This window comes from Enterococcus sp. S22(2020), assembly GCF_020295385.1.
Classification (GTDB): domain Bacteria; phylum Bacillota; class Bacilli; order Lactobacillales; family Enterococcaceae; genus Enterococcus_L; species Enterococcus_L dunnyi.
In genome coordinates this window covers 468,693-482,424 of sequence record NZ_JACFUD010000001.1, presented here as the reverse complement: position 1 = coordinate 482,424, position 13,732 = coordinate 468,693, and the positions used below count along the sequence as shown (strand labels likewise).

15 protein-coding genes and 1 other annotated feature are annotated in these 13,732 nt (G+C 37.1%); of the genes, 11 read left to right on the top strand and 4 right to left on the bottom strand.

Translation table 11 applies throughout. The features are described from left to right. Positions 1–7: 7 nt before the first annotated feature. From secE to H3T55_RS02205, 3 genes are all read left to right on the top strand, one after another. Entirely contained in the window at positions 8–178 is a 171-nt protein-coding gene (gene secE, locus H3T55_RS02215; protein ID WP_087639412.1) for a preprotein translocase subunit SecE, read from the top strand. 165 nt (positions 179–343) lie between these two features. Then, the gene (nusG, locus tag H3T55_RS02210; RefSeq protein WP_087639420.1) at positions 344–886 is read left to right on the top strand and encodes a transcription termination/antitermination protein NusG; all 543 of its coding nucleotides are present in this window, start codon (positions 344–346) and stop codon (positions 884–886) included. Positions 887–969: 83 nt separating this feature from the next. After that, entirely contained in the window at positions 970–1,839 is an 870-nt protein-coding gene (locus tag H3T55_RS02205) for an alpha/beta fold hydrolase (RefSeq protein ID WP_225532885.1), read from the top strand. Between the two features lie 59 nt (positions 1,840–1,898). Here H3T55_RS02205 and sdaAA read toward each other — a convergent pair whose 3' ends face one another. Both sdaAA and sdaAB read right to left on the bottom strand, forming a co-directional pair. Further along, a complete protein-coding gene (sdaAA, locus tag H3T55_RS02200; RefSeq protein ID WP_225532886.1) occupies positions 1,899–2,774 on the bottom strand; it encodes an L-serine ammonia-lyase, iron-sulfur-dependent, subunit alpha in 876 nt (291 codons plus the stop codon). A gap of 20 nt (positions 2,775–2,794) precedes the next feature. After that, on the bottom strand, positions 2,795–3,463 hold the full coding sequence (gene sdaAB / locus H3T55_RS02195) for an L-serine ammonia-lyase, iron-sulfur-dependent subunit beta (RefSeq protein WP_087639423.1): 669 nt from the start codon (positions 3,461–3,463) through the stop codon (positions 2,795–2,797). 151 nt (positions 3,464–3,614) lie between these two features. Between sdaAB and H3T55_RS02190 the strand changes: the two genes are divergently transcribed. The 6 genes from H3T55_RS02190 (at position 3,615) to H3T55_RS02165 (ending at position 8,238) form a co-directional block, all read left to right on the top strand. After that, positions 3,615–3,977, top strand: coding sequence for a hypothetical protein (locus H3T55_RS02190; RefSeq protein ID WP_225532887.1), 363 nt, complete (start codon positions 3,615–3,617; stop codon positions 3,975–3,977). 248 nt (positions 3,978–4,225) lie between these two features. Beyond that, complete coding sequence (rplK, locus tag H3T55_RS02185) at positions 4,226–4,648, top strand: 50S ribosomal protein L11 (RefSeq protein ID WP_087639425.1); 423 nt, start codon at positions 4,226–4,228, stop codon at positions 4,646–4,648. 108 nt (positions 4,649–4,756) lie between these two features. Then, entirely contained in the window at positions 4,757–5,446 is a 690-nt protein-coding gene (gene rplA / locus H3T55_RS02180) for a 50S ribosomal protein L1 (RefSeq protein WP_087639426.1), read from the top strand. Positions 5,447–5,758: 312 nt separating this feature from the next. Beyond that, positions 5,759–5,887 (top strand) — a sequence feature (ribosomal protein L10 leader region). Between the two features lie 152 nt (positions 5,888–6,039). Continuing rightward, positions 6,040–6,540, top strand: a complete 501-nt coding sequence (gene rplJ / locus H3T55_RS02175) for a 50S ribosomal protein L10 (protein WP_087639427.1) — start codon at positions 6,040–6,042, stop codon at positions 6,538–6,540. A gap of 59 nt (positions 6,541–6,599) precedes the next feature. Continuing rightward, complete coding sequence (rplL, locus tag H3T55_RS02170; protein ID WP_087639428.1) at positions 6,600–6,968, top strand: 50S ribosomal protein L7/L12; 369 nt, start codon at positions 6,600–6,602, stop codon at positions 6,966–6,968. 379 nt (positions 6,969–7,347) lie between these two features. After that, the gene (locus tag H3T55_RS02165) at positions 7,348–8,238 is read left to right on the top strand and encodes a MurR/RpiR family transcriptional regulator (protein ID WP_225533222.1); all 891 of its coding nucleotides are present in this window, start codon (positions 7,348–7,350) and stop codon (positions 8,236–8,238) included. A 295-nt stretch (positions 8,239–8,533) separates the two neighbouring features. Here H3T55_RS02165 and H3T55_RS02160 read toward each other — a convergent pair whose 3' ends face one another. Further along, positions 8,534–9,124 (bottom strand): histidine phosphatase family protein, encoded by a 591-nt coding sequence (locus H3T55_RS02160; RefSeq protein ID WP_225532888.1) that lies wholly within the window; start codon positions 9,122–9,124, stop codon positions 8,534–8,536. Between the two features lie 237 nt (positions 9,125–9,361). On the opposite strand from H3T55_RS02160, the gene H3T55_RS02155 reads away from it, so the two are divergent. Together H3T55_RS02155 and H3T55_RS02150 are read left to right on the top strand one after the other, a co-directional pair. Beyond that, positions 9,362–11,212: a beta-glucoside-specific PTS transporter subunit IIABC gene (locus H3T55_RS02155; protein WP_225532889.1), complete on the top strand. Its 1,851-nt coding sequence runs from the start codon at positions 9,362–9,364 to the stop codon at positions 11,210–11,212. A gap of 12 nt (positions 11,213–11,224) precedes the next feature. Next, positions 11,225–12,655 carry a 6-phospho-beta-glucosidase gene (locus tag H3T55_RS02150; RefSeq protein WP_225532890.1) on the top strand — a complete coding sequence of 477 codons (1,431 nt, stop codon included), beginning with the start codon at positions 11,225–11,227 and terminating at the stop codon, positions 12,653–12,655. A gap of 140 nt (positions 12,656–12,795) precedes the next feature. Here the strand turns inward: H3T55_RS02150 and H3T55_RS02145 are convergent, their stop codons facing one another. Further along, entirely contained in the window at positions 12,796–13,686 is an 891-nt protein-coding gene (locus tag H3T55_RS02145; RefSeq protein ID WP_225532891.1) for a hypothetical protein, read from the bottom strand. Positions 13,687–13,732 lie beyond the last annotated feature (46 nt).

Sequence of the window (13,732 nt, the reverse complement as noted above, 5' to 3'; positions counted from 1 at the left end):
GACTCAAATGAAGTTTTTACGTAGTGTTAAAGATGAGATGAAACAAGTAACTTGGCCATCAAAAAAACAATTACGCAAAGATACATTGGTCGTTATTGAAACGTCAATTATTTTCGCAGCATTGTTCTTTGTCATGGATACTGCAGTTCAAACAGTGTTTGGCTGGATTCTTAAATAATAAAACTAGTAATTTAGCAGAAACGATGCTATAATTGCAGTGGAGAAAAACTTCGGGGAACTGAGGTTTTTTTATTTTCACTTACAAAAGAAAATGAGTTTTAACTAGACGTTTACGATTCTTGAATGATCATTTTTACTATAAAATCAAAGGAGCTGCATCAAAATGGAATCATTTGAAAAAAATTGGTATGTACTTCATACATACTCTGGTTACGAGAATAAGGTCAAAGCAAACATTGAATCACGTGCGCAAAGCATGGGAATGGGTGATTTTATTTTCCGTGTTGTTGTTCCAGAAGAAACAGCCACAGAAATAAAAAATGGGAAAGAAAAAGAAATCGTCAATAAAACATTCCCAGGATATGTTTTAGTAGAAATGACAATGACGGATGATTCTTGGTACGTTGTCCGTAATACACCAGGTGTTACGGGATTTGTCGGCTCACATGGAGCGGGGAGTAAACCAGCACCGTTATTACAAGAAGAGATCAACCACATTTTGCGTTCGATCGGCATGAGTACTCGTCAGTCTGATCTAGATGTTTCTTTAGGAGACACAGTTCGAATCATTGAAGGAGCATTCTCTGGTCTTGAAGGAGAAGTGACTGAGGTAGATGAAGAACGCCAAAAACTGAAAGTAAATATCGATATGTTCGGTCGTGAAACAAGCACAGAGCTAGACTTTGAACAAGTAGATTCAATTTAAAAGATCCAATATACTAAAGCAGGTCAAGACTGGAGATTCGGTTTGGCTTGCTTTTTTGATTTTATTGTTATGGAGGTTCGGTTATGAAAAGAAAAAAGATGTTTTATACAGTTCTGATTTGTTTAGCGCTTCTTTTTACAGGCTGTACAAGTAAAAAAATAGTGGAGAAGCAGCCTTCATCAGACCCGACAAGTTCTAGTGTAACTGAGTCAAAATCAGCAGTTCCTACACTTTTTATTCATGGTTATAGCGGCGGCAGCGGTTCTTTTGGCGGAATGATCAAACGACTAGAAGCAGATCGCGTCACGAAGAAAGAACTTGTTCTAACGGTTAGCGTTGAAGGAGAAGTGAAAGCTTCAGGAAATCTTACGGGAAAACAGGACAATCCAAGTATTCAAGTATTATTTGAAGATAATAAAAATAATGAATGGAACCAAGCGGAGTGGATCAAGAATTGCCTGATTTATCTTCGAGATACATTTGAAATCGATCAAGTCGATCTTGTCGGACATTCAATGGGCGGCGTCAGTGCGTTAAGGTATTTGACGACATATGGCGATGATCCAAGCTTACCGGCAGTTCAAAAATTTGTTGCGATTGCCGCTCCTTTCAATAATTTTGTTGAATTGTCAGAAGGGGAGACGATTGATGGATTGCTTGCAAATGGACCGTCTGTTCAAAGTGAACGCTATGTAGATTATGCAAACGGGATCAATAAAGTTTCAGCAGGAATACCTGTACTGATTCTTGCCGGAGATATAGAGGACGGCAGTCTAAGTGATGAAATCGTTCCAGTAGCAGATGCACTAAGCGTAGTAGCCTTATTTAAAGCACATGGAAATAGTGTTCAAGAAAAAATCTTTTATGGGAAAAACGCACAGCATAGTCAGCTGCATGAAAATAGAGAAGTAGATCAGACTGTTGCAAACTTTTTGTGGCTGTCTGAAAAATAAAACTGAAAAACTGTTGCACTCCAGATGAAACTCAATGGAGGCTGCAACAGTTTTTCAGTTTATTTTGTTTGATTATTTGCGATTTCTTTTGTCAGCCATTGAGCAGTTGGTGTCATCGCTAATCCGCCTTCGGCAGTTTCTTTGAAGATTTGAGGCATTTGACGTCCTACTTGATACATTGCTGCTACGACTTCATCTGGTGGTATGACACTGCGGATGCCGGCAAGTGCCATGTCTGCTGAGATAAATGCTTGTGAGGAACCTAAGGCATTGCGTTTCACACAAGGAACTTCAACAAGTCCAGCGACAGGATCACAAATTAACCCCATCATATTTTTTAAAGTGATCGCAACCGCTTGAGCAGATTGATCGGCGGAGCCGCCGGCAGCACTGACTAAAGCGGCGCTGGCCATTGCACTGGCTGAACCAACTTCGGCCTGACAGCCACCTTCTGCACCACTGATAGAGGAATTATTGGCAATCACCAAGCCAAAAGCGCCAGCAGTAAATAAGAAATCCAGCTGTTGTTCATGTGTTAAATGTAATTTTTCAATAGCTGCCATCAAAACACCGGGAACGACCCCAGCACTTCCAGCTGTCGGAGTGGCGCAAATCAAGCCCATGTTGGCATTGACTTCGTTTACAGCAACCGCATTTCTAACAGCGGTTAAAATCGTTTCGCCGCTTAAAAAATTTCCAGCTTGAATATATGTATTTAATCGGGTTGCGTCCCCTCCCGTGATACCAGTGACTGATGTCACACCAGCGACACCTTCCTCGATCGACTGCTTCATAACTGCAAGGTTGCGTTCCATTGTCTCAATGATTTTTTCACGACTATGACCATGATTTTCGATTTCTGTTGCGATCATCAATTCAGCCACAGAAGGGTAAGCTGCTGCTTGTTCTACTAACTCTTCTATTGATAGAAACATATTTTTACTGCTCCTTTCGTTTAATCAAAATAATTTACACTGAAAATATGAGGGATCTGGACTAGTTTCATAGTAATGTCCCCAATATCTGCATGATCGATCTCAATGATCATGATAGCTTTTTCACCCTTCGATTCCCGTGTGACAGTCATTGTGCCAATATTGATATTTGTTTCAGAAAGAAGGTTGGTCACTTTAGCGATCATTCCAGGAACATCTTGATGGACGATGATAAATGTCGGAGTTCCCATAGTCAACGAAATCTTGAACCCATTCAGCTCGGAAATTTGAATATTACCGCCGCCGATCGAAATTCCAGTAACTGACAATTTACGATCTCCTTTAGAGACGAGTAATTTTACTGAATTGGGATGCTCTGCTTTTTCTTTGAGTGGCACAAATAGGACTTCCATATTTTGTTCATGAGCGATTTTTAATGAGTCTGCCAATCGTTCATCATCAGGTTCCATATCCAATAATCCTCCGACTAAAGCAATATCGGTCCCATGCCCGCGATAGGTTTTAGCAAACGATTCATATAAATAAATATCGACAGTATCAGGCTGTTCTCCGAAAATGCTGCGGACGATTTTACCGATACGTGCTGCTCCTGCAGTATGGGAACTGCTAGGACCGATCATTACTGGACCAATAATGTCAAAGACACTTTTATAACGTAAATTTTCCATGATTTCATTCACCTATTTTCTTATTTTGAACGTAGATTTTTGCTAACGAAAGTCTATCATATTTGTATAAATAATACTAGAGAATAAAAATTGAATTTATTTTAACTTAATGTTATATTTAATATCCAAAAAGAAAAAAGGAGATAGAACAATGAAAAAAATTAGAATGATGGCTTTTGCAGGTTTAATGGTGATTTTCTGTAGTTGTTTTGCTGGGAATGTTGCAGTAGCAAGTGCTAAAAGCAGCAATGATCGGATAGTAAAAGAAGGGAACGTCAATACAAGGTTTAATAAAATAGACACGATCACTATAGGCGACGGGATCAAGCCGTTGTTTCCGCAGAGCGATGGCAAGCCGGAATTTGTCAGGATCCATGTTACAACTGCAGGATTTCCTCCTGTTTTACGATGGTATAGCAACGGTAAAAAATCAGGTTATCTGACGAAAGAATCTCATCATAGCCAAGCACCAGGTATTATCTGGTTTGTTACTTATAGTGGATATATCAAATAGATAAAAAGAGCAAGTGGTATGTGCTGAATCTAAAGAACTAGATTTTGGGATCTATTTTTGGCACGGGTACAGATAACTTGCTCGTTTTTATTTAGTAAGCTGTTGAAATACGGATAAAAAGAGTGTATACTGTTTTAGTGTGCAATTTTGTACATCATAATTCTTTGCTCAAACAAAGAAGGACTGACGTGGGAGGAGAAATCTTCATCTCCAATTAACCACATCACGGACTCAAGGAGGTATGTCTCGTGGCAAAAAAAGTAGAAAAATTAGTTAAATTGCAAATTCCTGCAGGTAAAGCAACACCAGCTCCGCCAGTAGGTCCTGCACTAGGTCAAGCGGGTATCAACATCATGGGATTCACTAAAGAATTCAACGCTCGTACAGCTGATCAAGCTGGTTTGATCATTCCAGTAGTAATTTCTGTATATGAAGACCGTTCATTTACATTCATTACTAAAACACCACCAGCTGCAGTATTATTGAAAAAAGCTGCAAAAATCGACAAAGGTTCTGGTGAGCCAAACAAAACTAAAGTAGCTAAAGTAACTAGCGATCAAGTAAAAGAAATCGCTGAACTTAAAATGGCAGACCTAAACGCAGCTAACGTTGAGTCAGCAATGCGCATGGTTGAAGGAACTGCACGAAGCATGGGAATCACTGTAGAATAATTTTATTCTATCGTCCCGAAGAAGTAGCTTCTCAGTTTATTTCATATTTAAAGATATGAATTACGTGGGAGGTTCTACCGTTATAACCACAATCAAGGAGGAAACAAAATGGCTAAAAAGAGCAAAAAAATGCAAGAAGCATTGAAAAAAGTTGAATCAACAAAAGTTTACCCAGTAGCAGAAGCGATCGCTTTAGCTAAAGAAACAAATATTGCAAAATTCGACGCAACTGTTGAAGTTGCTTACCGTTTAAATGTAGACCCTAAAAAAGCAGACCAACAAATTCGTGGTGCTGTAGTATTACCTAACGGAACTGGTAAAACACAATCTGTTTTAGTTTTCGCTAAAGGCGAAAAAGCAAAAGAAGCTGAAGCAGCTGGTGCAGATTACGTAGGCGATGCTGACATGGTTCAAAAAATCCAAGGTGGATGGTTTGACTTTGACGTAGTTGTAGCAACTCCAGACATGATGGCTGAAGTTGGTAAATTAGGTCGTGTCTTAGGTCCTAAAGGTCTAATGCCTAACCCTAAAACTGGTACAGTAACAATGGACGTAACAAAAGCTGTCAACGAAGTAAAAGCTGGTAAAGTAACTTACCGTGTTGACAAAGCTGGTAACATCCATGTACCGATCGGTAAAGTATCATTTGATGATGCAAAATTAGTTGAAAACTTCAATACGATCAACGACGTATTGTTGAAAGCTAAACCATCAGCAGCAAAAGGTCAATACATCAAAAACATTTCAGTAACAACAACATTTGGACCTGGAATCCACGTTGACCAAGCTTCATTTTAATTAGAAAAGCTGAATGAACTCGTTCGAGACTGACAGAAAAATAGAAAATACTATTTGTGACGTTTTTTGTCACCAATAGTATTTGTCTTTTTTCCGAAGTTTCAGTTCATAAAGCTAGATCAATAAAAAAGTACAATAGACCAGTTAGGTTGTGAGCAAATTAGAAAACTTACTCAAAGATGGTTTTTATCTTTGAAGGAAGTTTATCTATTTGTCGAGCAATCTGGTCTATGGAACTAGATCAAAAGAAAAGCTGAATGATTTTTAAAATTATTCTTGACTCACTCACTTACCTTATGGTAAAGTGAGTGAGGTTAATAATTAACTGTACCGAAGACAGTAGGTGACGCAAGTCTTAATTTCCTACCGAGGACAATGATTGATGAAATAGATCAATGGTCCCTCTATGTCAACGGTGGCATGGAGTTTTGTTGTTTTACACGACTTTTTGAAAAAAAGACGATGTAAAACAATACTTGGCGAACAAAGTGAGCGAAGTTTCCGTTATTGCTACTAACTTTTTGTGGCAAAATAGATTTCTTTGCTACATATACGTCGAAACTCCACCATCACTATTCAGGAGGTGAAAATAAATGAGTGAAGCAGCAATCGCTAAAAAAGAAACCCTAGTTGAAGAAGCAGCAGCGAAATTCTCAGCAGCATCTTCAGTTGTTATTGTAGACTACCGTGGTTTAACAGTAGAAGAAGTAACAAACCTACGTAAACAATTACGTGATGCAAACGTTGAAATGAAAGTTATCAAAAATTCTATCCTTTCACGTGCAGCTAAAAAAGCAGGTCTAGAAGGTTTAGACGAAGTATTTACTGGTCCAACTGCTGTCGCTTTCAGTAATGAAGACGTAGTAGCACCAGCTAAAATTATCGACGAATTCGCGAAAGATGCGAAAGCATTGGAGATCAAAGGTGGCGTTATCGAAGGGAAAGTTTCTTCTATCGAAGAAATCACAGCTTTGGCAAAACTACCAAGCCGCGATGGATTACTTTCTATGCTATTATCTGTATTGCAAGCGCCAGTCAGAAACGTGGCTTACGCTGTCAAAGCAGTGGCAGACAAACAAGAAGAAGTTGCTTAATCGCAGCCTAATTTACACAAACTAAAAAAATAATTTTAAATTAAATGGAGGAAATTCAAATGGCATTAAACATTGAAAACATTATTGCTGAACTAGAAACAGCAACTATCTTAGAATTAAGCGAATTAGTTAAAGCTATCGAAGAAAAATTTGACGTATCAGCAGCAGCTCCTGTTGCAGCAGCAGCAGGTCCTGCAGCTGGCGGTGGCGAAGAACAAACTGAATTCACTGTAGAATTAACTGCAGCTGGAGATCAAAAAGTTAAAGTTATCAAAGCAGTTCGTGAAGCAACTGGTCTTGGCTTGAAAGAAGCTAAAGCTGTAGTTGATGGCGCTCCTGCACCAGTTAAAGAAGGCGCATCTAAAGAAGAAGCAGAAGCATTAAAAGCTGCTTTAGAAGAAGTTGGCGCTTCTGTAACATTAAAATAATTCATTTTGATGATTTTGAGTCAGAGTCCTTAGCAATAAGGACTCTGACTTTTTTTGTTTTATTAAGAGCTTAGTTATTCTTTAGTAATAAATTAATCGTCTTAAAGCATAAGTTATAAGAATGAAATACTGGTGTTGTCTGTAGTTTGGAAAGAATAGAATGGATTTTTACGTTTATAAGACAATCTGTTATGATGTGTCCAGAAAATAGATGTTAGTATGTTGAATAACTAAAATTTATCTGTTAAGAAGACAAAGTATCTATCATTAGAGCGTACAACATTGTGATTGAAATTTTCTTGTGCTTGATAGTTTGATTTATGTTAAAATACAATATAAAAAGTTACCTAATGCATTATGCACTGGAGTGTGAAAAGTGATGTACCTCTTTCAAAAAATTGAAGAAGCTGTATTTAAACAATTTGATGCTCGGCGGATTATTGGAGAGTTTCTTTTGGAAAATAGAGAAAACTTAGCTGACTATACAATGGAAGATATTGCTAAATTGACGCATACCTCTAAGTCTACATTGGTTCGATTTGCCAAACATTTTGATTATTCTGGTTGGAAAGAATTTATGTATGCATTTACACATGAAGTGGTTCAGTTTGACAATAGCTCTCTTGAAGTAGATATAAATATTCCATTTGATCAATCAGCAAATACGCTAGAAATCATTGAAAACATTGCTAAATTACGAATTCAAACAATAAAAGAAACCTCGTCCTTAATGTCAGTCTCTGATATAAATAAGGCAGCTTCAATTTTAGCTGAATCTGAAACGATCGTTATTTATGGAAGAAGTCCAAATTCGTATTTTGGTGAGCTATTCAAGCGAAATCTAAACACGATCAATAAAAAGGCTTTTTTGGCGGATGCAGATGAGTCAGGTTTGATTTCGACGACCTTAACTGACAAAGATTGTGCAATAATCATCTCTTATTCAGGAAATAATCCTGATTCGTATCCCATGAAAAATGTGAAGTTGTTATTAAGAAATCAAGTTCCAATTATTAGTATCACAAGTGGTGGTGATAACTATTTGCGTGACTATTCAACAATTGTTCTAAATATATTGAGTAGAGAAAAACTCTATTCGAAAATAACTAATTTTTCTACAGAGGAATCGATTCAGTTTATTTTGGACATCTTATATGCAAAAGTATTTTCTTTGAATTATGAGGAAAATATGCTGACAAAGCTTAGCAATTCTCGTTCGTTGGAAATAGAAAGGGAAACGACGTTTAAAGATATTTCTGAAGATACTTAAAAATTATACAATAATAATTGTTTTGTTTGTATGAATTGAAAGAGCTTGTGATATGCCTTTTTAGGTAGCGATCACAAGCTCTTTTAGAGCCAATTTTTTAGTTTGTTCTTTCTTGATTTGAACAAAATGGTTCAATGCTATTATCTTAGAATACTGATTTTATCAGAAGATTATCGGGCCTCTATTCAAAAAAATGTATAGAGTTTATTTACAGTATACTATCAACACTCTTAATCAAAGTTTACAATAATCCATCATCAGAAGGAAAGGTCCTTACTTTTTTCAGTCAAGTCAACTAGTCTTGATCATTGTGCTGTGTGGGATCGATGAGACCTAAAAATTCAAATGCATCATTGTTGAATCCCAACTTAATAATACCGCAATTTGGTAAATGAATAGGTTGTATACCAAGATCTTCTTTCCAAATCTGAGACAAGAAAAAGAAACATGTGCCATTATGAGAAACGGCTAACACGTTCGTATTTTCCTTTTGCTGCATAATGCTTGTCAATGTTTCAAATACTCTCTTTCTAACAGAATCAGCGCTTTCTCCACCATATCGAACATAGAAATTTTCGAAAGATTCTGGTCCTTTTGGTTGCAGAAAAACAGACTGAGCTTCAAATAAACCAAAATTCATTTCCTTTAATCCTTTTAATCGCTGGTAAGGTAAAGTGGTAATGATTTCTAAGGTATCGCTAGCTCGTTCTTGTGTGGAAGAAAAAGCGCTGTCAAAAGAAATACCAGCTGATTTGAAATATTCTTTTGCATCATGAGCTTGAGAAATACCTAATTGTGTTAAAGGAGAATCGCAAGCTCCCTGAACTTTATTTAATTGATTGAATAGGGTTTCTCCATGGCGCATCAAATAAAGATATTGTGTCATAACTTTCTCCTTTTTTAGTTAAGTATAGCAGGTAGAGTATACTCCAAGTCAAGTTGCTTTTTTCATGAAATAGATTTCATAAAATAGACCTGTTTTAAAGAAAAAGTGAAATGCATTTCGAATGTTGAAAAATCTATTGGAAACGCTATCCATAAATGATAGATTGACCTTAAGAGGGATAATGGATGTTACCGGTGACATCATAAGCATCTTTCAATCTATCAAGGGGTGGTTTGGATGAGTAAAAAATATAATCAGTTAGCAAAAGAGATCATACAGCAATTGGGTGGTAAAGATAATATAGTTGAAGCCTATCATTGTCAGACAAGGCTACGGTTTAAAATAGTGGATGAATCAAAGCTGGACAAAGAGAAATTGGAAGAGTTAGATGGGGTAACTAAATATATTAACAACGCTGGTGTTCACCAAGTCGTCATAGGAACACATGTAAAAGATGTGTTTGAAGAAATCGAGAAAAATATCGATGTGCAACACCAAGCAGACAGTACTCACTCAGAGAAAAAAGGACCAGCAGCGACTGTAATTGATTTTGTCGCTGGAACATTCCAACCTATTATACCTGCGCTATCTGGCGCTGGTATGGTTAAAGCAGTTTTAGCATTACTTATTGTTTTTAAAGTGATCACGACAGATTCTCAGACATACTACATGTTAAATCTTTTCGCAGATGGCGTATTTTTCTTTCTACCAATGATGCTAGCATTTACCGTAGCACAAAAATTAAGATCTAATCCAATTCTCGCAGTGTCAGTTGCTGCGATGATGATGCATCCTAATTGGGGCGCTTTAGTAACAGCTGGGGAGCCAGTAACGTTTTTTGGTTTTATTCCATTTACTCTAGCTAATTATACTGGTTCCGTGATTCCTATTTTGATCATCATTTTTGCGCAGTCGTATATAGAAAAATTCCTAGGAAAAATAATTCCAAAATCTGTAGAGTTGGTATTTGTACCAATGTTAACTTTTCTTATCATGGGAACATTAGCTTTTTCAATATTAGGACCGATTGGGAGTGTGTTAGGCGGATATTTGGCAACCTTCTTTACCTTCCTAAGTATTAATGCCAGTTGGGTTCCAGCAGTTCTGATTGGTGGTTTTTTACCGATCATGGTGATGTTTGGTTTGCATAATGGAGTCGCTCCACTAGGCGTTATGCAAATGGCTGAATTAGGCTATGACAGTATTTTTGGACCAGGCTGTGTTTGTTCCAATATTGCGCAAGCAACAGCCTCTGCAGTCGTAGCTTTACGTACCAAAGATAAAAAGTTGAAACAAGTAGCAACTTCCGGTTCGATCACAGCTTATATGGGAATAACTGAACCTGTTTTGTATGGTGTCAATTTACCGAAAAAATACCCTTTGATCGCAGCAATGATCGGTGGAGGATTAGGTGGTTTGTATGCTGGATTGACCAATACACACCGTTTTGCTACTGGTTCTTCTGGTTTACCAGCGATCTTTCTTTATATTGGTGATGACACAATGCGTTTTTTCTGGAATATTGTGGTCGCTCTAATTATCTCTGCTGTTTCTACAGCAATTCTAACTTATGTTTTAAGCTTTAAATTCGAAAAAGAAGAAGTGATTCCAGAAATCAAAGAAGTAATTTTAGAAGACACAAAGATTGCTACTCCGATCGAGGGAAAAATTATCCCTTTGAATGAGGTTCAAGACGAAGCGTTCGCTTCTGGGGCTTTAGGAAAAGGATTTGCAGTGGAACCATCTAAAGGAGAGGTAGTTGCTCCATTTAAAGGAAAAGTGGTCGCTATTTTCCCTACAAAGCATGCCATTGGGTTGACTTCTGAAACGGGAGTGGAACTATTGATTCATGTTGGTTTGAACACAGTTGAGCTGAATGGACAGTATTTTGAAACACTGGTGGAAGTGGGGCAAGAGGTTTCTCCAGGTCAATTATTGTTGACGTTTGACATCGATAAGATTCAAGAAGCAGGATACTCTACTCAAGTTCCAGTTATCATAACCAATACACCACAGTATTCCTCAATTGAAATTATCAACCAAGGGAATACAAACAAAAATAAAGATATACTAACCATTAAAGTTTAGGAGCGATAAAATATGGGATTGAATGAGAATTTTTTGTGGGGTGGCGCAATCGCTGCGAATCAAGCCGAAGGCGGCGTGTTGGAAGGTGGACGAAAATTATCAAATGTAGATTTACTGCCAAGTGGACCAGATAGGAAAAAAGTCGCAGCTGGCGATTTAGAAATGTTAGAATGGAAAGACGGCTACTATTACCCAGCAAAAATGGCCATCGATATGTATCGACATTATATGGAGGATATCCAACTGTTTGCAGAAATGGGCTTTAAGGTGTATCGGATGTCTCTTTCGTGGTCACGAATTTTTCCAAATGGAGATGATGAAGAGCCAAATGAAGCAGGTTTGATTTTTTACGAGAAGATCTTCAAAGAACTAAGAAAACATGAGATTGAACCATTAGTAACTATTGCTCATTTTGATATCCCTGTTCAATTAATCAAAAAATATGGTGGATGGAAAAATCGTCGTCTCGTTGATTTCTATACAAAGTATGCTGAAACAGTTATTACACGTTATAAAGGCTTGGTGAAGTATTGGCTAACGATCAATGAGATTAACATACTCCTACATCAGCCATTTGTTGGTGGAGGAATTGTTTTTCAAGAAGGTGATAACAAACAAGAAATCAAGTATCAAGCGGCTCATCATCAACTACTGGCCAGTGCACTGGTAACCAAGCTTGCCCATGAAATAGATAGTGAAAATAAGATTGGTTGTATGTTAGCGGGTGGGAGTCACTATCCATATACTTGCCGCCCAGAAGATTATCAAGAGGCTATTAATCGGGACAGAGAAGGTTATTTCTTTATTGATATACAAGCACGTGGAAAATACCCAAATTATGCATTGAAAAAATTTGAACGTGAAAAATTGAATATACGGATGGAACCGAACGATAAAAAAATTCTAGCTGCATCTCCAGTTGATTTTGTTACTTTTTCATATTATTGCTCAAGAACGGTCAGTGCTAATCCTGAAGATTATGCCCAAGCAACTGGGAACTTATTTCCATCTATTAAAAATGAGTATCTCCCTTCAACAGAATGGGGTTGGCAAATCGATCCATTGGGATTACGAAATTCGCTAAATCAACTGTACGATCGGTATCAAAAACCCTTATTTATTGTAGAAAATGGTTTAGGGGCAGTTGACATCCCTGATGAGAATGGTTATGTTGCAGACGATTATCGCATTGATTACTTAAAAAAACACATTAAAGCTTTTAAAGATGCTGTAGAAATCGATGGGGTAGAATTACTCGGCTATACAACATGGGGATGTATCGATTTAGTTTCGGCTAGTACAGGACAAATGAGTAAACGTTATGGATTTATTTATGTTGATCGAGATGATGAAGGGAATGGCACACTGAAACGTTCAAAGAAAAAATCTTTTGATTGGTATAAACAAGTAATCGCATCTAATGGTGAAAAACTAGAAGAATGAAGCATTGCTGAGAAGCTTTGTTCTTGTCAGGGGACGTCCATAGGGATATTGATATCAGAAACTGAAAGGATATTAAATTATTTCTAGAGAAATTAGAGAATATGTCTAAGGTAATAAAAAAGACCCTAGGGTCTTTTTTATTATAAAGAATCTTTCAAGCTGTTTGTTAGATCTGACAAACTATCTCTATAGGTGATCAGGAAATCAACAAGTGTACTTTTTCCTGCTAATTTCTTATTTCCGTAGCTAGCATACTGTGTTTTTTGGGCGTCAAAAGCTTGTTCATATTGCTTTTTCTGTTCTTCAAAAGCAGCTTGATCGTAAAGTGCAGTATCTTTTATAGCGGCTTCGTACTCAGCTAAATAATTATTGATAATCGCTTGATACATCACTAGATAATCTTCATAGGTTTTGATCGATTTAATTGTTTCATCAGACACATCAGTAGGCTTAAATGCAGTTGATTCAGATTTTTCAGAAGCTTTTGTCTCTTCTTTAGTGCTAGAAGGAGTACTTTCTTTAGAACTAGAAGAAGGAGCTTCTTTTGAACTAGAGCTTGAAGTATCCGTATCTTTACCGCCCATATATTTTTTGAAATCTGAATCATTTAAAAAGCTCACTGTCCAAGAGCTTGGAGAGTAATTATCATCAAAAGTGATCGTGTCACCTTCTTTTAAGATCAATCGTTGTTTGGCTCCTACATCTCTAAGCATTTCACTTTTTCTAGTATTACCACGAACATTCATGCTCACATAAGCATTTTTGTCAGTATCTCTTTCTCCATGGCTTAATTCAGTCAAAACAGCATAATAAGTTCCAGGCTCAATATCAGTCCCTACGATATAGTCTCCTTTAGCGACAAATTCAACTGACTCAGGTTCATCTTTAGTTTTGCTCTCTTCTTTTGAAGAACTGGTCATTTCCGTAGTTTCTTTCGTCGAACTATTTGTTTTAACATTTTCTTTTTTTCCGCCAGAACTACATCCAGCTAAAAGACTGACCCCAACAGCTAACAAAATAAATTTTTTCATTTTACTCCCCTTTTCATTGTGTGATATTTTTGGATATTCTCATAAA